At 69.6% G+C, this 19,971-nt stretch carries 15 protein-coding genes; 11 read left to right on the forward strand and 4 right to left on the reverse strand.

Going from position 1 to position 19,971, the window contains the following annotated elements:
* Positions 1 to 120: 120 nt before the first annotated feature.
* From ABC138_RS11875 to ABC138_RS11885, 3 genes are read left to right on the forward strand one after another with little or no spacing between them, the layout of a single operon-like run.
* Positions 121 to 1,731 (forward strand): hypothetical protein, encoded by a 1,611-nt coding sequence (locus ABC138_RS11875; protein WP_345913790.1) that lies wholly within the window; start codon positions 121 to 123, stop codon positions 1,729 to 1,731.
* A complete protein-coding gene (locus tag ABC138_RS11880; RefSeq protein WP_345913791.1) occupies positions 1,728 to 2,672 on the forward strand; it encodes a glycosyltransferase family 2 protein in 945 nt (314 codons plus the stop codon). Before ABC138_RS11875 ends, ABC138_RS11880 begins: the two co-directional genes overlap by 4 nt.
* A complete protein-coding gene (locus ABC138_RS11885) occupies positions 2,669 to 3,088 on the forward strand; it encodes a GtrA family protein (RefSeq protein WP_345913792.1) in 420 nt (139 codons plus the stop codon). Before ABC138_RS11880 ends, ABC138_RS11885 begins: the two co-directional genes overlap by 4 nt.
* A 582-nt stretch (positions 3,089 to 3,670) precedes the next feature.
* Here the strand turns inward: ABC138_RS11885 and ABC138_RS11890 are convergent.
* Both ABC138_RS11890 and ABC138_RS11895 read right to left on the reverse strand, forming a co-directional pair.
* A complete protein-coding gene (locus tag ABC138_RS11890) occupies positions 3,671 to 4,708 on the reverse strand; it encodes an NDP-sugar synthase (protein ID WP_345913793.1) in 1,038 nt (345 codons plus the stop codon).
* The gene (locus ABC138_RS11895) at positions 4,705 to 6,666 is read right to left on the reverse strand and encodes an acyltransferase (protein ID WP_345913794.1); all 1,962 of its coding nucleotides are present in this window, start codon (positions 6,664 to 6,666) and stop codon (positions 4,705 to 4,707) included. Before ABC138_RS11895 ends, ABC138_RS11890 begins: the two co-directional genes overlap by 4 nt.
* Positions 6,667 to 6,800: 134 nt before the next feature.
* Between ABC138_RS11895 and ABC138_RS11900 the strand changes: the two genes are divergently transcribed.
* Positions 6,801 to 7,376: a hypothetical protein gene (locus ABC138_RS11900; protein ID WP_345913795.1), complete on the forward strand. Its 576-nt coding sequence runs from the start codon at positions 6,801 to 6,803 to the stop codon at positions 7,374 to 7,376.
* Positions 7,376 to 8,212 carry a class I SAM-dependent methyltransferase gene (locus ABC138_RS11905; protein ID WP_345913796.1) on the forward strand — a complete coding sequence of 279 codons (837 nt, stop codon included), beginning with the start codon at positions 7,376 to 7,378 and terminating at the stop codon, positions 8,210 to 8,212. The genes ABC138_RS11900 and ABC138_RS11905 overlap by 1 nt, the downstream gene beginning before the upstream one ends.
* Positions 8,213 to 8,230: 18 nt before the next feature.
* Here ABC138_RS11905 and ABC138_RS11910 read toward each other — a convergent pair whose 3' ends face one another.
* Positions 8,231 to 9,472 (reverse strand): hypothetical protein, encoded by a 1,242-nt coding sequence (locus tag ABC138_RS11910; protein ID WP_345913797.1) that lies wholly within the window; start codon positions 9,470 to 9,472, stop codon positions 8,231 to 8,233.
* 196 nt (positions 9,473 to 9,668) lie between these two features.
* Here ABC138_RS11910 and ABC138_RS11915 point away from each other — a divergent pair, with 196 nt between their 5' ends.
* From ABC138_RS11915 to ABC138_RS11935, 5 genes are read left to right on the forward strand one after another with little or no spacing between them, the layout of a single operon-like run.
* Positions 9,669 to 13,868 carry an alpha-(1->3)-arabinofuranosyltransferase family protein gene (locus tag ABC138_RS11915; RefSeq protein WP_345913798.1) on the forward strand — a complete coding sequence of 1,400 codons (4,200 nt, stop codon included), beginning with the start codon at positions 9,669 to 9,671 and terminating at the stop codon, positions 13,866 to 13,868.
* Positions 13,865 to 14,707: a glycosyltransferase family A protein gene (locus ABC138_RS11920; RefSeq protein WP_345913799.1), complete on the forward strand. Its 843-nt coding sequence runs from the start codon at positions 13,865 to 13,867 to the stop codon at positions 14,705 to 14,707. Before ABC138_RS11915 ends, ABC138_RS11920 begins: the two co-directional genes overlap by 4 nt.
* Positions 14,704 to 15,816: a glycosyltransferase family 4 protein gene (locus ABC138_RS11925; protein WP_345913800.1), complete on the forward strand. Its 1,113-nt coding sequence runs from the start codon at positions 14,704 to 14,706 to the stop codon at positions 15,814 to 15,816. The genes ABC138_RS11920 and ABC138_RS11925 overlap by 4 nt, the downstream gene beginning before the upstream one ends.
* 11 nt (positions 15,817 to 15,827) lie before the next feature.
* A complete protein-coding gene (locus ABC138_RS11930; protein WP_068421261.1) occupies positions 15,828 to 17,522 on the forward strand; it encodes a hypothetical protein in 1,695 nt (564 codons plus the stop codon).
* A 49-nt stretch (positions 17,523 to 17,571) separates the two neighbouring features.
* Positions 17,572 to 17,727: a hypothetical protein gene (locus tag ABC138_RS11935; RefSeq protein ID WP_169701846.1), complete on the forward strand. Its 156-nt coding sequence runs from the start codon at positions 17,572 to 17,574 to the stop codon at positions 17,725 to 17,727.
* Positions 17,728 to 17,806: 79 nt separating this feature from the next.
* On the opposite strand, the gene ABC138_RS11940 is transcribed toward ABC138_RS11935, so the two are convergent.
* Positions 17,807 to 19,042 carry a glycosyltransferase family 4 protein gene (locus ABC138_RS11940; RefSeq protein ID WP_068421264.1) on the reverse strand — a complete coding sequence of 412 codons (1,236 nt, stop codon included), beginning with the start codon at positions 19,040 to 19,042 and terminating at the stop codon, positions 17,807 to 17,809.
* Between the two features lie 55 nt (positions 19,043 to 19,097).
* On the opposite strand from ABC138_RS11940, the gene ABC138_RS11945 reads away from it, so the two are divergent.
* The gene (locus tag ABC138_RS11945; protein ID WP_345913801.1) at positions 19,098 to 19,970 is read left to right on the forward strand and encodes a class I SAM-dependent methyltransferase; all 873 of its coding nucleotides are present in this window, start codon (positions 19,098 to 19,100) and stop codon (positions 19,968 to 19,970) included.
* Position 19,971 lies beyond the last annotated feature (1 nt).

Below are 19,971 nucleotides of genomic sequence, written 5' to 3' on the forward strand. Positions count from 1 at the left end.
ACGCTCGTCCCCAGAGAACTCCTGTGGCTGATGTTTGCGGGTCTCGTCCCAGTCATATGGGCTGTCGTCCTAGCGATCAATGCGGGCTGGTTTCCAGTTGGTGACGACGCGCTGACGGCCTTGTCCGTCTACGACGTCTTTCACGGCCACCCTCCCCTGCAAGGCGCCATGTCGGCGACTGCCGATGCTTCGGGGGTCCTGGTGCATCATCCGGGGCCACTCCAGTACTACCTGCTGGCCCCCGTGGTCTACATCTTGGGCGGTGCTGGCTGGACTCTCGCAGTCGCGTCCGGGCTGCTGTCGGGAGTTTTGGTCTGCATCGCGATCGGTGCCGGGTACGAACTGGCAGGGCGGTGGGGAGGGCTCGGGGCTTTGGGTGCGACCGCGACAGTGGGCGTTGTGGGCGGGCTGGACACCTATATCCGTTCCTTCAATCCGCTTCCTCGGTCACTGGCAGTCATTGCCCTGTTGTTTCTCGTTGCGCTTCTCCTTCGTCGTCGGACAGGGGCGCTCCCGTGGTTCATCTTTGTGGCGTCCCTGATCACGCAGACACATCTTTCAGGCTTGCCCTTCATGGCGGTCGTCGTCGTGCCGCTGACCGTGATCGGTCTGGTGCGCTGGTGGCAGACCCGTCGAACAATCTGGCCGATGCGCGGCTGGATCGCTGAGGGCAATCGTCGTCGCGCCTGGGTTTGGACGTGCTGGGGGGTTTTCCTGGCGTGTTGGTGCGCGCCTGCGCTCGAACTCCTGGTGCGTCAGCCCAACAACCTCACTCAAGTGTGGCGCTTCACGACCTCATCCTCGCGTGCGACGGGGACTAAGAACGACCTCGGCGAAGTACTTCTGGGGCATCTGTCCTCGGCGTATCCATTCTCCAGCAAGGTCGGCCGTTTCGCTTCGCCATACGGAGGGTTCCTGGACTCTGAGTTTTCGGTGCTGGATCTTGTGCTGGGAGCGGCATGCCTTCTTCTCTTGATCGGAGTCGCGGTGGTACCTCGGAGGTTTCTACCGCGCGACGTTCTGCTACCCGAGTGGTTGCCCACATTGGCCAGGGCGAGCCTGTGGTTCCAAGCGGCTCTGGTCGTACTCATCTACCTGGTGCCGGCTACAAATCACCAAGTCTGGAACTACACATTGGTTCCTGGGGTTCTGGCCGTGACATGGTGGGCGATCATCACATCTTTGGGATGTTTCGTGATCGCCCTGATCATGCGGATCAGAGCTACCGACGGCGCACGTCGGGGTCTCCGAGGTGATGGTTGGGGCATCGAGGGGTGGCGTGGTCGGTCCCCCGTAGCTGCGCGAGCTCTGGTGGTCATCGCTTTGTGCTTGAGCGCCGCACCCTTGATTGACGGCAGACCAAGCTCTCTTCACGCGGGTCACGGAATCGAGAACACCGCACAGGAGATCGCGGCAGACCTCACTAGGGCAGGAGCTCCTCCGCGGCACGTCAATCTGGTCGGCGTGGGATTTATGTCCATCTTCGACATTGCGCCTGCGGTCGGCTACGAACTGCGACGGCAAGGTCTTGCGGTGCACCTGCCAAGCTTCTTTGTCGATGTTGAGGACACCGAGTTCCGCAAGGGAAGGACTTCGCCCCCTGATTCGGTTCAACTCATCTTGTACGATCCTGGGCACCAACCGGATGCTGGCGAGCATCTTATCGGGGGCGTCGAGACTTCTCGCGGCACTGTTCGAATCTATTTCAGGCCAACCCCGGAGGCAGAGTGACTGACCGTCCTCACCTGTCCGTCGTCGTTCCCTGCCACAACGAAGAGGAGGTACTCCCTGAACTTATTGAGGCGCTTGTCTCGACTCTCGATGAGTGGGGTGAGTCCTACGAGATCCTCATCGTCGACGATGGCTCCACTGATAGAACCCTCTATGTTGCACAGTCCGAGTCCGCGCGCCTCAGCAGTTTGCGGTACTTGTCGTTTAGCCGAAACTTCGGCAAGGAAGCCGCCATGCTCGCGGGACTCCGAACGGCCCGCGGGACGGCCGTGGTGATCATGGATGCCGACTTGCAGCATCCACCCGAGCTCATCCCTAGCATGGTCGAGATCCAGCGGCAGGGGTTCGACCAGGTCGTGGCCGTGCGCGATCGGTCGCATGAACCGCCTATCAGGAGGGCCATCGCTCGCTCGTACTATCGGTTCGTGAACAAGGTCATCGACGTTTCCCTCGAAGACGGGGCTGGTGATTTCCGGTTGCTCAGTCGACGAGCCGTCGATACCTTGACGCGGCTGCCCGAGGCGAACAGATTCTCAAAGGGTTTGTTCTCTTGGATCGGCTTTCCAACTGCTTCGATCGCCTTCGAAGGGCACGCACGGCAACACGGCAGTTCACGCTGGTCATACCTGAAGCTCTTGGATTATGGAGTGGATGGGGTCATGTCGTTCAACAGCAAACCCCTGAGGGGGGCTGTCTGGAGTGGGATCGCGTGCGTCTTGGCCTCCGCCTTCTACCTGGCGTGGTTGTTGTGGCATTACCTGACTCACGGGGTTGACTCCCCGGGTTACCTCACCCTTTTCGCGGCAATCACCATATTTGGTGGAATCCAGCTGGTCGTCCTGGGAGTCATTGGGGAATACGTCGGTCGGATCTACCACGAGACCAAAGGGCGTCCTAGCTACGTCGTAGCCCTCGACTCCGAGACGGAGGACGGACCGTGAGGGACTGGCGGTCGGTGTCGCGGTTCGCCCTCGTGGGCACTCTTAATACTGCCGTCTACTACGTCATCTACGTCCCCGCCTTGCTGGTCCTCCCATACCTGCCGGCCCACGTGCTGGCGTGGTTGGTCGCCTTTGTGGGGTCATTTTTCGCCAACTGTCACTTCACCTATCGCGTCCTACCCACGTGGGGTCGGTTCTTCAGGTACCCGTTGGTCGCCGTGGCACAGTTGGCGGCCTCATCCGTAGGTGTAGCGCTGCTGGTGGAAGGTCTGCACGCCGACGAGCGTGTGGCTCCCTTGATTGCTGGTGTCCTCATCATCCCGATCACTTACGCGATGGCCTCGTACGCTCTCAAGAGGCCTCGTAAGGGTGTCGCGGAGGGTGTCGCGGAGGGTGCCGAACGGCCATCGGTATGATCACGGCCGTTACCCAAGTCTGCGTAATCTGCGCCGTTGAAGCGGAAGGCACGTGATGAGTGAATCGATCCATCGGCGTGACGCGAGATCGCACGACGAACTCCGCAGCCGCGTCCGACGCCGCCCACGGGCCGGAACCAAGGTGACCACGATCCTAGGGGCCTCCTTTGTTGCCTGCGCCGTGTACTTCCTCTTTGCACCCGTGTACATGGACACGGCGAACGGCTGGTTCGGTTGCGGCAACTTCATCCACGGGTCCGACATCGATTTCGTTAACAAGGTCTGCAAGGGCGCACCAGATCGCAACGGTGCGTTGGCGGGGCTCTGGGGCGCGCTGGCGGTGATCGTCGGAGGGCTGGGGGCAGTCCTCTTCGGGTTTGACACGGAAGTGGAGCACCGGTATTTCCCTGGGCCGCACCACGATGATCCCAAGGAGACTGGTCGTGGTGAGTCGGATGGCCAAGTCCAACGTCGTCGTGCGCTTCGACGAGATGAAGGCATGCCGCGGCCGCACCGTCGAGGTGATCACGGCCTATGGGATGAGTGAGTGGTCGCAGCGGTGACTTCTCTCCACGTCAGTCGTCAGCCGCCAGCCTCGACCGACTGCCGCTCGAGATTGCGGTTGGCTGCGACCGTGACGTCGCTGCCGAGCACGCAGTCGGCAAGGCGAGTGCTGGCGCCAACGTGCGCACGGCGACCGATGACCGAACGCAGGACCTGACTGTGCGCGTCGATGCGGGCGTCGTCGAGGACGAGCGCTGACTCAATTCGCGCCCCGGCGGCGATCACGGCCCCGGGATGGACCACCGTCCCGCCGGAAAGGACCGCGCTCGGGTCGACGTTCGCACCGGGTAGCACGAGGGCGGGCCCCTGCGGCGTCGGTGCGGCACCCGGCCACGGTGTGAAAAGGAGGTCTCGGTTGGCGGTCACGAGAGCAGCGGGGGAACCCACATCGAGGAAGTAGGCGTTCTCCCGGTACGCCCGCAGGGCCCGTCGATCGACGAGCGCGGGAAAGACCTCGTGCTCCAGCGAGACCTCGCCGTCGCTGGCGATGTCGTCCAAGAATTCACGTCGCAGGACATACGTACCTGCGTTGACGGTGAGCGAAGGGGGAGTCGCGGACTTCTCGACAAAGGCGGTGATAAGCACGCCGTCGTCAACATCCATGAGGATGCTGCCGTAGGCGCGAGCATCCTCGACCTCACGCACGTGGACGATCCCGGTCGTACCCTCGGGTGCGGCACGGAGCGCAGTCACTTGGGCTGCGAGATCGTGCCCCGACAACAGGTCGCCGTTGAGGACCACGACTGTTTCAGCGTCCGGGAGGGCCTTCAGCGCTTCCCTCAGCCCCCCGCCCGTCCCGAGAGGAGTCTCCTCCACCACGGTGATGAGCTGGATGCCGGTGTCGCGGAGCCTCAGGACGATTTCGTCGAAGTCTTCGTGCCGATATCCTGTAGACAGCATGACCCTATCGACACCGAGCGCACCCAGGGCCGCGATTTGGTGCTCGACCAACGTCCATGGCCCGACCGGTAGCAATGGCTTGGGACAGTCAGCCGTCAGGGGCAGCATCCGTTTGCCCCGGCCCCCAGCGAGGATGACGGCGTCCAGCCCGGTCAAGAGGAGCCCCTTCCACGGGAAATCTCTTGCAGACGCGGCGCGAGCCACTTCCAGAAGATCGGTGCGGACTTGTCCGTGAAGTGGATGGCATCGTCGTACAGGGGCACGCCATTGACGGCGTCGGTGGCCGTGCCCTTGGGGCAGAGCAACGAGAACTGGTCCACGACAGGCACGTTCTCGCGCTGGGCCCAGTGCACGATTGTGTCGTTGAGGGTGCGCACGTAGGTGGTGTCGTCGACCCGTTCAACCTCTTCGTTGTTGAAGGTGGGCATGTCGTGACAGGCCAGGTTGATGACAGCGAAGTGGCTGGAGCCTGCAGCGCTGCGGGCTTCTGACAGACCGTCTTCGACGATTGCGACCCATTCGGGTGAGCCAAACGTGACCGGTTGCCCCTCGACAATCCTGTCAGTGACCATGGTCTGGGCCACGAAGTAGAGGACGACATCCGGCCGTTCCTCGGCGAACTGCTGTGTCCACCCATCACGCCAGTCTTGGCAGTTCTCGCCTTCCGGTAACACCGTGCGGCCGATGGATCTGGGTGCATCCAGTGGATCGCAACCGACGTTCGTGGAGTCGATGAGCCGCAGGTCTGGGTGGTTGGCGCTCCTGAATTTGAGGATGAGGCCCTGGGGAACCGAGTTCCCCAAGAGTGCCACCGAGATCATCTTCGGCTCCGGCTGGTACGAGGGTTGGGGGATGGTGATCGCACCTCCGCTCCGCAGGCCCATGGACGCGACGCTGGCTCCGGTGGTGGGTATCGCCAGAGTGCCGATGACGACAGCCGGGACGGCGATCCAGCCGATGGCCATGCTGAGGCGAGGAACCCGGGGGGCCAAGGCTCGAAGTCCGCCGCGGCGAACCGGCCGCTCGACGAAACGATAGGACAACCACGAGAGGGCGCCGATGAGGACGCATTGGATGGCCACGCGACTGGCAGTGGGCACCGGGAGCGTCTTGTCATTGAGGAAGACGATTACTGGCCAGTGCCATAGGTAGATGCCGTAGGAAACGACTCCAACCCTGCGCAAGGGTTCCCACGAGAGCAGTCTCTGCACGAATGATCCCGAAGAGCTGCTGGCCGCAACGAGGACGATGCTGATCATGATCGACAAGAAGACGGACCCGCCCTCGAAGAGCGCGTCTTGTCCTCGACCTGCCCACCAGAAGGCACCGAGAACAAGAGTCATCGCAGGTAGAGCGAGGCGTCGACACCATCGGTCCGCTGATCTGACGAGACCTCGGTCCACTCCGCCTGGACCGTTGATCAGAAAGGCTGCGACGGCAGCCCCGACGAGGAGCTGGTGTGCCCGCGTGTCGGTGCCGTAGTAGACGCGGCTGGGGTCGACTCCAGGGTGGTGCAGGGCAACCATGAGTACTGCAGAAGCGGCTGCGAGCAGCGAGAGTGCCGCAACCAAGGTGGTGCGCCGGTGGACCAGCATGAGCAGAGCCATCAGCAGCAGCGGGTATGCGATGTAAAACTGTTCCTCAACCCCCAGTGACCAAGCGTGACGCAGAGCGGACGGGGCTGAGACCTGCCCGAAGTAGGCTTCGTCGCTGAAGACGAATCGCCAGTTCGCGACGTAAGCGAGAGTGGCCAGGATGTCGAGCCTCAGAGCGTCGAGTCGACCTCGCGGTGTGACGAAGGGCGCGACAGCCAAGACGACGGACACGACGAGGAAGAGCGCGGGCAGCAGCCGGCGCGCCCGTGCCCGCCAGAACCCGATGAGATCGATCTTGCCCCGGCGTGACCGGAACTCTGCCAACAGCAGAGAAGTGATGAGATATCCGGAGATGACGAAAAACACGTCCACCCCGAACCACCCGCCGGGCAGAGCTTGGGGGAGTGCGTGGTAGGTAACGACAGCAACCACGGCCAAGGCGCGCAGTCCATCGATGGCCGGACGATACGTCAAGAGTCTGCGCCGCGGTGGTTCGGTGGGTGTGGAACTCATCGTCATGGTGGAGGAGTCGACCTCATTTACTCATCAGTATAGTAATCGGCATGTCAGAGACCACACACGAGTCACGGCGGATCAGCACGCTTCGAACCGAGACCAAGGTAGCCGTCATCGTGGGCCTGTGCCTCATCGGTGTGGCCGCCTACTTCTATTTCACGCCCGTGTACCTCCTCAAGCCTGAGGGCGGGATCTTCGGGTGCGGATCACCTGCGTCGCCAAATTCTGAATCCGTCAACATCTGCGGAGCGCCGGAGGGCGTCAGCCGTGCCCGGGCCTACGCCGCACTCGGGCTGGGCCTGCTGGTCATCGTGCTCGGTTTTGCTCTCTTCGGCCTCGGCGGAGTCGGGAATGACCCGGCCCATGACGAGATGGACGACGAGATGGACGACGATGACATCGACCTGAGGTCGCACTCGTCCCAGCGTGCCGAACGTTCCGACGCCGCCGATCAATCCGAGGGCCGGGGTCTGCGCGCGGGTAACTCGAATCGACGCCTACGCAGCGAGTTCACGAGTGAGCGCGATGAGCCGATCGACCACGAGCGTGATGTGCCGGAGTCCCGCTCTGCTCGAAGCGAGTCCGGCCGACGGCCGTTGCGCGACAAGGACTTCGCCGAGGAGTCCCGTCGTCATCGTCCCGATGACGGCACGGCCGAGCGGACCTCCCGTCGACGCAGGGACGACGACTGGGAATCGGACGGCTGGCGCTGATGCGGGTGGATCACTTCCTCGCCGAGGTCGACAATGCCTTCGACGGGGCCCCTCGCACGAGCGCGCCGCTCGACCCGACCTTCGAGCGCATCGCCGCGACGGTCAACGGCTACACCTCGGCCAACGAGCTGGCCGTCCTCAACGCCGCGGCGCGGGTCATGCCCGCCGAGGAGTGCTACCTCGAGGTCGGCAGCTACAAGGGGCGCTCGATGTGCGCCGCGGTCCAGGGCGTGGAGGACAAGGCCTTCTACGTCGTGGAGAACTACCTCGAGTTCGGCATGCAGGGCCAGGAGGCCCGCGCCGAGCTGGAGCACAACCTGCGCACCCACGCCGCCCACGCGGACGTGCGCCTCATCGAGGGCAACTGCTTCTCGCTGCTGCGACGGCCGGGCATCCTGGACCGCCCGGTGGGCGTCTACTTCTACGACGGTGAGCACACGGGCCTGTCGCACTACCTGGCCCTCGGCATCATCGAGCCCTGGCTCGCCGACGAGGCGGTCATCCTCGTCGACGACGCGTCCTACCCGATGGTGCACGGCGCCCACGAGGAGTACATCCGACGGCACCCGCAGTGGCGGGTCGAGCGCCGCTGGGACGCCGAGGCCAACGGTGACCCGCGCTGGGCCAACGGGCTGCACGCGCTGAGCTTCCGCCGCGACGAGGCGACGGCGCGGGGAGCCGACGAGCCGTGGGACGTGCGGTGGCGCCGGCTGGCCTACCTCTCCTCGCTGGGTCCCGGGCAGAAGGCCGCATGGACGGCCATCCACCGCTTCCCCGAGCTGATCCCGCTCGCGAAGAAGCTCTACCCCTCGAAGAAGGCCAGCTCGATCGACTGACCGTGGGCTCGGGCTCGGTCAGGCGACCAGGGCCTCGGCCGGGTCCGCACGGGGGAGGGGGGCATCCCCCTTCGGCGTGGTGAGCAGCCCCACCCCCGCGACGACGGCGGCGGTCCCGCCCACGGCGGCGAGGACCTCGTAGGGCGAGTCGTTGAACCACACGAGGACCAGCAGGCTCTGCACCCCGGCCGCCACCCACACGACGACGGTCAGGACGTGGTGACCGCGCGTCATCCCGGCGAAGAGCCACACCTGGACGACCGCCCACAGGGTGCCGATGATCGCGCTCCAGACGAGCAGCGGCTCCGCGTCGGCGAAGTCGGCGCCTCCCGACAGGGCGACGAGCCGGCCCGGGAGCAGCGCGCAGCCCAGCGCGACGACGGTCCCGATGGCCAGGACCCCGGCGGCGGAGCGGTAGACCGTGGCGCGCACCGCGCCGGACGACCCCTCCGCGAGCCTCGGCACGATCGCCAGGGCGACGAACTGCGTGCCCCAGAAGACGACCTTGCCGAAGAGCGCGGCCAGGGCGTAGGAGCCGCTGTCGTGGTCGGTGAGCACGCTGCGGGCGAGCATGACGTCGACCGACGAGAGCGCCATGAGGCCGGCGAGCGCGAGGTTGCTGCGCACGAGGTCGCGCAGCAGCCCCCGTGCCGACCTGCCACCGGCGAGCTCGTGCCGGGTGAGCAGGAGCGCGCAGCCGAGGGTCCCGACCGAGGCGAGCAGCGTGGCCGCGAAGACCTCGACGACGTCGAAACCGGCGAGCGTCGCGACCACCGCGGCCACGAGTCGTGATCCTGCGGTCACGAGGTAGACGACCGAGAGCCGGCCGAGCAGGCCCCGTCCGAGGAGGACTCCCTGCAGGGCCCCGGTCAGCGTCATCGGGGGCAGCATGAGGGCCAGCCACACGACCGACCACGCGGTGTCGAGGCGCAGCTGGTGGGCGAGCACGGGGGAGAGGGCGATGGTGACGAGCGCCAGCACGCTGCCGACCGCCAGCGCGGAGCGCAGCCCCGTGACGTGGCGGTCGGTCACGCGGTACCGAGCGCCCTGCCGTCGGGCGACGACGAGCTGGTACGCGCCGGCGGGCAGGGCGAGCAGGACGCCGTAGGTGTTGAGTGCTGAGAAGCCGCCGAAGTCGGCCGGGCCGAGCGTGGACGAGACGAGGGCCACGAAGACGTAGCCCATGACATTGGCCAGTCCCATGGAGGCCCCGAGGACGAGACCGGCGACGGGCAGCGCCCGGCGCGCACGTGACGTCATGGGGGTCCTCGGCGGTCGGTGGGGATGACCACACGATGTTACGCCCCGGTAGCAGAAATGCCCCGGTCGGTTAGGATCGGCCGTCCGGCGTGCTGCAGGTTCCACTGGGGCGAGACCGTCGGACGACGCGTCCCGAGAGGAAGAGGTGAGTGTGCGCAGCCGGTTCCGGCTTGACCGCGCGGGCTCCGTGCGGCTGGTGTCCGCACTCCTGCTCCTCCTGCTCGCCGTCGTCGTCTTCGGCAACTCGTGGGGCGTCTTCCAGACCGACATCAAGCCCGAGGTCTACCTCGCCCCGCAGGAGATGCTGCCGCGCTACCTGTCGGCGTGGACCTCCTCGCCCTACCTGGGCTCGCCGAACTTCAACGTGGGGCTCGTCCCGGTCCTCGTCGTCACTGCCGCCCTGCGCGCCGTGGGGCTGGACCCGGAGATGGCCTTCAAGGTCTACCACCTGCTGCTCTGGGCGCTCGCCGCCTGGGGGACCAACCGGTTGCTCCGCACCCTCGTGCCGGGCGCCGGGGCCTGGGCCGGCCTGCTCGCCGGCGTCGCCTACATCGCCAACCCGTACGCGGTGGCCGCGGGAGGCACCCTCGCCATCGCCCTGCCGATGGCCCTGCTGCCGTGGCTGCTCATCGCGATGACCAAGGCCCTGCGTGAGCCAACCAGCTGGGCCTGGCCGGCCGCCGTGGGACTCGTCTTCTTCTGCATGAGCGGGATGAACGTCGGCGTCGTGCCCGTCTACCAGCTGCTCCTCGTCATCCCGCTCGTGCTCCACGTGCGCTCCGAGCAGGGGTTGACGTGGGCCGAGGTCCTGACCGCGCTGGCCAAGAGCGCCCTCTTCGTCGTCCTCGTCTCCGCCTACTGGCTCGTCCCCGGCGCCGCGGCGAGCGACACCGGCTCGCAGATCGTCCAGGGCTCGGAGTCCCTCGACGGCATCGCCCGGGTCAGCTCCTTCGTCGAGGTCCTGCGTGGGCTCGGTCTGTGGTCCTACTACGGCTCCTCCGACGCCGGCCCGTGGATCCCGCAGTACGCGATGTACCTGACGAGCGCCGTGATCGTCCTGCTGACGATGCTCTGGCCTGCTGCCGCGCTCGCCTCCCTGCGGGTCGTCCCGGCCCGGCTGGCCCGCTTCAGCGCCCTGGGCACCGCGATCGTCGCCGTGATCATGGTCGGCCTCTACCCGGGCGGCAACGGCAGCTCGGCCTTCAGCATCGTCCTGCGGTGGCTCTTCGAGCACCTGACGCCACTCGTCGCCTTCCGCACGACCAACAAGGTCGGGGCCGGTCTCGCCCTCGTCTTCGCGCTCGTCATCGGTCTCGGTCTCGTCCGGCTGCTCCCACGGGTGCTGCGGCGCAACGGCGGTGTCCCGCTCGTGGCCACCCTCGCCACCGGCGTCGTCGTCGCGCTGGTCGCCCCCGCGGTCACGGGCAACCTCTACGTCTCGCCGCTGGACGTCCCCGACTACTGGAAGAGGGCCGCGGCCGCGGCCGACGAGGGGGACGTCAACGGCCGGGTGCTGCTCCTGCCCGGCCAGACGCGCTCCTCCTACCGCTGGAGCCTCGAGCGGCCGGACGACCTGCCCAACTCGCTCATGCAGCGCGATGCCGTCATCCCGGAGACGATCCCCAACACCTCCGCGACCGGTGGCAACTTCCTCGCGGCCCTCGACGCCACCCTGCAGCAGGGCACCGCGGGCAGCCACGAGGTCTCCCCCTTCGCCCGCTACCTCGGGGCCGACCGTGTGCTGCTGCGCCACGACGTCAACTGGGAGGACACCGGGGGTGCCCGCCCCGGCGAGACGGCTCGTGCGCTCGGCGGCGACCCCGGCCTGCGGGGGCTGGCCAACTTCGGCGCCCCGGGTCAGAACATGTTCACCTACGCGGTGCCGCCGGTCTCCCAGGACGAGGCCGTGCTCTCGCCCCTGCAGCTCTACGGCGTCCGGGGGCACCGTGGCGTCGTGCGTGCCACGCCCACCCCCGGCACGGTCGTCGTCGCCGGCGATGCCTGGGCGATCCCACCACTGGCCGAGCAGGGCCTCCTCGACGACACGCCCGCGCTCCGGTACGCGCACGACGTCACCGACGAGCAGCTGCGCGAGGTCCTGCGCGACGGCGGGCGGATGGTGCTCACCGACACCAACCAGCGTCGCGCCGCGATCACCAACCGCCTGACGGCCAACCAGGGCGCCGTCCTCGCCGCCGACGAGACCCCTGCGCTCACCCGCGCGCTCGGCGACGCCCAGGACCAGAGCACCCTCGTGCGTGACGGGGTGCGCGCCACCGCGACGAGCTCCGGCGGGGCCTTCTTCGACCTGCCGCACGGCGTCGCGGAGCACGCCATCGACGGCGACCGGCGGACGTCGTGGCTCTTCGGTGACTTCCAGCGGGCGAAGGGGGAGTCGATCATCCTGCGTCTGCCCCGGGAGCGCCAGCTGGGCCGGGTCCGCATCGACACGACAGCGCTCGGCGGCGTCGAGATCGACAGCCTGCGCGTGGACGCGGGTGAGTCCACCCGCACCGCGAAGGTCGAGGAGGACGGCACGGCCGAGGTCCAGCTCGGCGGCATCACGACCGACCGGGTGAGGATCACCGTCGCCGGGCTGCGGGGGGAGGGCTTCAGCCTCGTGGGCCTGTCCGAGATCGACCTCGGTGCCGAGGGCCTGGTCGCCGAGCGGACCGTGCGGACGCCGGACACCCTCTCCCGTCTCTACTCCGGCCTCGACGCCCGTGAGCGCTCCGAGTTCGGGGAGACGCCTCTCGACGTGAGCTTCACCCGCGTGGTCAACACCGATGCGCCGACCGACGACTCGGAGCAGGGGTTGCGACGCGACTTCACCCTGCCCGACGACCGCGAGGTCCGGATGGAGGCGCGGGTGCGCGCCACCGGCGACCTCGAGCACCTCGCCGACGAGCTCTCCGGCGCGGCCGACACCTACCGGATGCGTTCCAACCGCACCTACTTCGACGCCCTCGACGTGCGCGCCTCCAAGGCCGCCGACGGCGACCCGCGGACCGCGTGGGTCCCCGGCGGCGACCTGGCCGACGCGTGGTGGGAGGTCACCGGACCGCAGCGCGACCTCGACAGGGTGGCGATCACCCAGGCCCCGGGCCCCGACGACGAGGGCGACACCATGTGGGCCACGCGTGCCCGGGTGCTCGTCGACGGCGAGGAGGTCGCCGACGCCCGGATCGGGCGTGGGAGCACCACCACGATCACGCTCCCCCCGAGGACGAGCGGCCGCACCCTGCGGGTGGCCGTCGACGAGGTCGACGACTCGGACGGCAACCGGCCGCCCCGGTTCACGAGCATCGACACCGGGGTCGAGCTCGAGCAGGGCGAGCAGAGCCGCCCGTGCATCCCCGTCGCGACCATCGACGGCGACCCGGTCCGCATGCGCCCGAGCGACCCCGAGGCGATCGCCGGCCGCGACGGGCCCGCCACGACCTGGCAGGGGTGCGCCGCACAGTCGATCACCTGGGGGGAGCACCGGCTCCGTCCGGTCGACGACATCCAGCTCGACGGGCTCACCCTGCGCGACCGGCAGGGGACCAAGCCGACCGAGACCGTCCCACCGCCCGTCGTCGAGGTCGACCGCACGACGCTCTCCGCGTCCATGACCGTCTCCGTCGGCGCCGCCCGCACGCCGTACTTCCTCACCATCGGCGAGGGGCACGACCCGCGCTGGCGCGCGACGCTCGAGGACGGCACCGACCTCGGCCCGCCCGTCGTCGTCGACGGCTACGCCGCCGGGTGGTACGTCGACGACCTCGCGGCCCACGAGGTGAGCATCGGCTACGGTCCGCAGCGCCGCGCGGACGTCGCGCTGCTCGTGAGCGGGCTCAGCCTGCTCGTCGCGCTCGTGCTCCTCCTGACCCCGCTGGTGCGGCGGCGCGTCGCCGCGGTGCGCACCGAGCGGGAGACCGAGTGGCCCGAGGAGCCGCTCGTCGACCCAGCTGCAGCCGAGACCGCTGCCCCGGCCGAGCAGGCCGCCGTGCCCGAGCCGGTCGTCGCACGCGACCCGCTCCCCTTCGTCGGCCTCGGCCGTGTCCTCGCCGACCGCTCCGGCCGCTCGCGGGTCCTCGTCGAGGCGGGCATCGTCCTCGGCGCCTTCGTCCTCACGGGCATCGGTGGATCCCTCGCGGCGCTGGCTGCGATGCTGCTCGTGAGGCGCCAGGGGCCCCGACCCGGTCGCCTCATCGCGGCGGGCGCGGCGCTGGTCGTCCTCTCGGCGGTCGCCTACCTCGTCCAGGCCGGTCTCGTCGAGGGCACCCTCGGCTCCGTGGACGCCGACACCATCAAGGCCTCCCTCGTCCCGCACCACCTGGCCGGGGCCGGCGTCGTCCTCGCCGTCCTCGGTACCTTCATGCGACCCGACCCTCCCAAGGAGAGCACCACGTGAGCGCGCCCGACCAGCACCCGATCCCGGGGTCGGTGACCGTCGTGGTCCCGACCCGCGACAACATCCGGACCATCGAGGCCTGCCTGCGCTCGGTGACCGAGCAGACGCACCGGCCCCTCGAGCTCGTCGTCGTGGACAACCACAGCACCGACGGGACCCGGGAGGTCGCCGAGCGCTACGCCGACCGGGTCATCACCGCCGGCCCCGAGCGCTCCGCCCAGCGCAACACCGGCATCGAGGCCGCGAGCTCCGAGTGGGTCCTCTGGCTCGACAGCGACATGGTGCTGCCGCGACGCACCGTCGCGATGGCGCTCGACACGGCTTGCGCGACCGGCGCGAGCGGCATCGCGCTGCCGGAGCGGACGATCGGCGAGGGCTTCTGGACCGCCTGCCGTGCCCTCGAGCGTGAGTGCTACCTCGACGACCCGTGGCTGCACAACCCGCGCCTCGTCCGCCGCGAGTACCTGCTCGGGGAGGGCGCCTTCCACACGGGCATGTCCGGCCCGGAGGACGCGGACCTGCGGATGAAGATGCGCGCCTCGGGCGCCGGCATCGAGCTCGCACCGATCATCATCGACCACGACGAGGGCCGCCTCACCGTGCGCGAGGTCCTCAGCAAGCGGTACTACTACGGCCGCAGCATCCCGGCCTTCGCGCAGGAGCACGAAGGTGCCGTCGGTGCCCAGGGCCGGGCCGTGCTGCGCTCCTACGCCCGCAACCACCGTCGGCTCCTCAGGGACCCGGCGCACGCGGCCGGCATGGTGCTCCTGCGCGCGCTGGAGGCCGGCGGCTACGCGCTCGGGGCACGACGCGGCCGCAAGGACCGGGCAGCGACGTGAGCGACGCCCTTCGTCGGATGCTCTGGGTGTCGCTGCCGGACCAGCGACCCCGCCGCGAGCTGTACTGGATGTCCCGGATGCCGGGCACCCACGTGCGCGCCATGGCTCAGCAGGAGCCGGCCGGCGGGATCGACTGGATCCCGAGCACCTACGTGCGGCCGATCAAGCGGTTCGTCGAGGCCGGCGCCCTCGCCCGGGTCCGCGGGCTGCGGGAGCAGGGCCCCTCCGAGTACGACTGGGTGGCCTCGCTCGAGCTGTGCTCGCTCGTCACCGGCCAGGCCTCGGGCTGGCGGCGTCGGGCGCGGTCCACCGGCGCCACCCGTCCGCTCCAGGCGGTCATCACGTGGGAGAACCTGCCCGACCAGCCCCTGTACAAGGTCCCGCCGTACCGTCAGGCACTGAACTCCTGCCGGGACGCCGACCTGCTGCTGTGCATGGTCGACGCCGCCCGCGACCACCTCCTGGCCAACGACTTCGACGACGAGCTCATCCGCGTCGTCAAGCCCGGCGTCGACATCGGGCTCTTCCACTCCGCCGCCGAGCCGGTGGCCGAGCCGGTCGTGGTGTTCGCCTCGCCCCTCGCCGCCAACAAGGGGATCGACCGCATCCTCGAGGCCATGGCGCTCGTGCGCCGGAGGGTGCCCGAGGCGCGGCTCAAGGTCGCCGGACGCGGTCCGCTCGAGCACCTCGTGCGGGCCGCCGCCGACGACCCGCGCACGGGCGTCGAGCTCGTGGGCTCCCTCGACACCGCCGGCGTCGCCGATCTCATGCGCTCCGCCGCGGTCTTCGCCACCGCACCGCGACCGACGTGGAAGTGGACCGAGCAGCTGGGCCTGGCCTACCTGGAGGCCCTGGCCTGCGGCCTGCCGGTGGTCACCACGCGGTGCGGCACCAACGACGAGGCCGTCCAGCCGCCCAACCTGCTCGTCGACGACGACGTCGAGGCCCTCGCGGACGCCCTCGTCGGGTTCCTCGAGGACCCCGACCGGCGTGCCGAGGTGGGGCGCGCCAACCGCGCCCACGTCGTGACGCACCACGACCTCACGGCGCAGTGCGTCGCCATGGGCGACGCCTTCGCCGAGATCGAAGCGCTCCACCGGTCGCGATGAGGACGAAGGGGGTGACCCGCCCCGGCGTCCTGGGCGCGGTGGTCGGGGCACTCGTCGGCGTCGTCGTCCTCGGTCCTGCGCTCGCCCCCGGGTACACGCTGCACTACGACCTCGTCTTCGTCCCCGACCTGCCGCTGTCGGCCCGCACGCTGGGCACGGACGGGAGCGTGCCGCGTGCCGTCCCCAACGACCTCGTCGTCGCGCTGCTCGGCACGGTGCTGCCCGGGTGGCTCGTGCAGAAGCTCGTCCTCCTCGGGTGCTTCGTGCTCGGGGGAGCCGGAGCCGGACGGCTGGCCCGCACCGCGCCCGGCGCCGTCGCGACCGCGATGCTGTGGTCGTGGAACCCGTGGGTCGGCGAGCGCCTCGGCATCGGCCACTGGGGCTACCTCCTCGGTTTCGCCCTCCTGCCGTGGGTCCTCGTCGCGGCCACCCGGGTGCGCACCTCGCGTGGCCTCGCGCTCCTCGCCGCGACCCTCACGGCGGCGGCCCTCGGCGGGTCGACGCCCGGCGTGCTCGCCACCCTGGTCGCCGCGGTGACCGTGCTCTCCCTCGACGGGAGCATCCGCCTCCGGTCACGGGACCTCGCGCTCGTGGCCGGGATCTCGCTGCTCGCCAACGCCGCCTGGTGGTGGCCCTTCCTCCGCGCGTCCTCGCACGCAGCCGACGCGGGAGGCGCCGCGGCGTTCGCGGCCGGTGCGGACACCCCCTTCGGCGTGCTGGGCTCGTTGCTGCTCGGTGGGGGGCTGTGGAACGACCGCACGTGGTTCGTCGAGCGCACGACGTGGCCGGTGGCCCTCGGCGCGCTGCTCGCGGTCCTGCTCGTCCTCGCGCTCGCGCTGCGCAGCCCCGCCTGGTGGCGCGCGCCGGTGACCCGGGCCGCCACGGCCAGCGGCGTGCTCGGGCTGCTCCTCGCGGGCCTCGCGGCCCTGCCGGGCGGGCGAACCCTGCTCGAAGCCGTCGTCACGACCGTCCCGGGCGGCGGTCTGCTGCGCGACGGGCAGAAGTTCGTCGCGCTGTGGGTCCTGCTCCTCGCGGTGGCCACGGCCGTCGTCGTCGACCGACTCGTCGAGCGCGACCTGCCGCGGGTCCTCGTGGCCGTGGCCGTGCTGTGGCCGGTCGCCACCCTGCCCACCCTCGCCGCGGGGCACGCGGGTGCCTGGGGGAGCGTCGACTACCCCGACGACGTGCTCGCCGTCGCGCGCGAGGTGGGCCGCAGCGGTGAGCCGGCAGCCGTCTTCCCGTGGTCGACCTACCGCCGCTACGCGTGGGACGGGGACCGCGTCGTCCTGGACCCGTGGAACAGGCTGCTCCCGCAGCAGGTCGTCTCCGACGACCGGCTGCCGCTGCGTGACGGCACGGTGGCCGGGGAGGACCCCGCGTCGGCGCGGGTCGCGGAGGCGCTCGCGTCGGGAGGGGACGTCCCCGGGGTGCTCAGGTCGCTCGGGGTCCGCTGGGTGGTCGTGCAGACCGACCAGCCCGCCCCGGAGGGCACCGTGCCGGCCCTCGACGGGCTCGCGACGCGCACGGTCGGCGACCTGCGGGTCGTCGACCTCGGACGCCCTGACCCCGTCTCGGACGACGCAGACGCACTGCGCGGGCTCGGCCTCGCCGGGACCGCGGCGGCGCTCATCGGGTCCGTCGGCGGGCTGTGGCGCACGCGCCGGGGTGGGACCGGTGACACGTCCGCACGACTCGCCGCGAAGTGACCGGCCGGTATAGGATGGCCGGAACGACATCCGTTGACGGAGGACACCTGTGAACAACGACGGCTCCAAGAAGCTGGCCTACAACGTCGTCGGCACCGTGCTCGGCGCGGCGATGGCGGCGCTGCTGATCTTCGGCATCGTGCAGTACGAGGGCAACAAGTCCGTCCCTCAGGAGAACCAGCAGATCATCAACTACAACAGCTGATCTGCCCCAGACCCCACGAAGGGGGCGTCCGCTCGCTCGAGCGGACGCCCCCTTCGTCATGGCCGGGCAGGGCCGTCGATCAGGACGCGACGGCCTGCAGGTCCGGCGCGTGGTCCTCCACGGGGCGGGTGGCGATGAGCGCGTCGAGGTCGATGACGTCGTCGCGGTAGCGCTCGCGCAGACCCAGGACGGACTCGATGACCGACTCGAGGCGCCGTCCGGCGCGGCCCCAGTCGAAGGAGCTCGCGTACAGGCGCGCGGTCCGGCCGAGGTCGCGACGCATCACGGCGTCGTCGACGAGCCGGATGACGTGGTCCTCGAACTCCCCGACCGAGTCGGCGAGCAGGCCGGTGCGGCCGTGGACGATCGACTCGCTCGGGCCGCCGGCGAAGCCGTAGGCGACGGCAGGGGTGCCGTGCAGGCCGGCCTCGACGATCGTCAGGCCCCAGCCCTCCTTGTGCGAGGGCATGACGACGACCCAGGCGCGGGCGAGCAGCTCGTGCTTGCGCTCCTCGGGGACGAATCCGTGGAGGTGGACGCGGTCGGCGACGCCCCGCGCCCGGGCGTGCTCGGCGATCGAGTCCTCCCAGTAGCCGCCCCCGACGACGTGCAGCTCGAGGTCGGGGTGGGACATGGCCCGGGAGGCGAGGATGTCGACGGCCTGCTCGACGTGCTTGTGCGGCACGAGGCGGCCGAGGAAGAGCATCGTCGGGGCCTGCGTCCGCTCGAGCCGGGCGAACCGGTCGAGGTCGGCGGGCCGGTCGTTGCCGGAGTAGACGAGGTCGACGCGGCCGGGGTCGACGCCGAGCTCCTCGAGCTCGGTGCGGGTCGACTTCGACACGGTGACGTAGCGGCTGCGGCGGTAGACCCAGGGGGCGACGCGGGACTCCAGGAGCCACCCGAGCCGGGCGACCTTGCGACCGAAGACGGCGGTCCACTGCTCGCGGTGCACGTGGTGGACGATGTTGACGACGGGCACCTGCGTCACGAGGGGCGACCAGAAGGGCACGCCGTTCTGCACGTCGAGGACGACGTCGTAGTCGTGGCCGTGGCGCAGCAGGTGCCACATGCCGTGGAGGTAGACGCTGAACTTGGAGCCGCGACGGATGACGTCGACGTCCCCGTGCCGGGTGCGCGGGGCGGAGCCGGGGAAGGTGGCGGTGAAGATCGTCACCTCGTGGCCCTGCTGGGTGAGCACCTCGGAGGTCCGCTCGGTGAAGGTCTCTGCGCCGCCCGCCTCGGGGTTCTCGCGGTCGCGCCAGGACAGGTAGAGCACCCTCAGCCGCCGCTTCGGGGTCGTCGTGCTCCAGGTCATTCGTCTCTCCTTGTCGCGCTGCCAGGGGTGCAACGCCGACGGTTAGGCTAGCGCCGTGAGTTACCCAAGGGTAGGTGAAGCCGCGGATCCGCGCTGCGAGGTGTGCGACGGCCCGGTCCGCGGGCAGGCCGTGCGCGGGGGCTGCGTGCTCGAGCGGTGCGAGCGCTGCGGGCACCTGGTGCGGGACCTCGACCGCTGCCCGGCCGACCACCGTGACCTCGCGTACGGCGGCGAGCCGACGCTCGACCGCATCCGCCTCGACCTCACCTACCGCGAGCTCGTCCGTGACGGTGTCCCGGAGCGGGTCCTCGAGGTCGGGTTCGGCGCGGGGACGATGCTGCGCCGCTTCCTCGACGACGGCGCGCAGGTGGCCGGGGTCGACCCCGACCAGCTGCAGGTCGGCGTCGACGAGGTCGTGCGCGCGAAGGGGGACCTGCGCACCGGTGGCATCGAGGAGGCCACGGACCTGCCGGGGGAGCAGGACCTCGTGTACGGCATCCACGTCCTCGAGCACGTCGTCGACCCGCACGCCGCGCTCCGCTCCTCCTTCGACCTGCTGCGGCCGGGTGGTCGCGCGAGCTTCCTCACGCCGGCGGGGGACAGCACCGGCCTCACCCGGTACGGCGCCGCCTGGTGGATGCTCGAGGACCCGACGCACATCCGCTTCTTCACCGCAGACTCCCTGGCGCGGGCCGCGCGGGCGGCCGGCTTCGTCGACGTCGAGGTGCGGCGGCTGCTCCTCGACAGCCTGAGCGTCGACGCCGCGAGCCTGGCCCGGGCGGTCCGTCCGGGCGAGCGGCCGCAGGGGGTCCTCGGCTCGCGACCGGTGCTCGCCGCGGCCGTGGCCAGCCTCCCCTTCGTCCTGGGCCAGCGCCTCGTCTCCCCGCGCAGCCGCCCCACCCTGCAGCTGCTCGCGCGTCGTCCATGAT

The organism is Janibacter sp. LM, assembly GCF_039631275.1.
Lineage (GTDB): Bacteria > Actinomycetota > Actinomycetes > Actinomycetales > Dermatophilaceae > Janibacter > Janibacter terrae.

Coding starts and splice junctions, on each gene's coding strand:
- ABC138_RS11895 (WP_345913794.1), bottom strand. CDS start 6,666: ATGACGATGAGTTCCACACCCACCGAACCACCGCGGCGCAGACTCTTG.
- ABC138_RS11905 (WP_345913796.1), top strand. CDS start 7,376: ATGCGGGTGGATCACTTCCTCGCCGAGGTCGACAATGCCTTCGACGGG.
- ABC138_RS11940 (WP_068421264.1), bottom strand. CDS start 19,042: ATGACCTGGAGCACGACGACCCCGAAGCGGCGGCTGAGGGTGCTCTAC.
- ABC138_RS11910 (WP_345913797.1), bottom strand. CDS start 9,472: ATGACGTCACGTGCGCGCCGGGCGCTGCCCGTCGCCGGTCTCGTCCTC.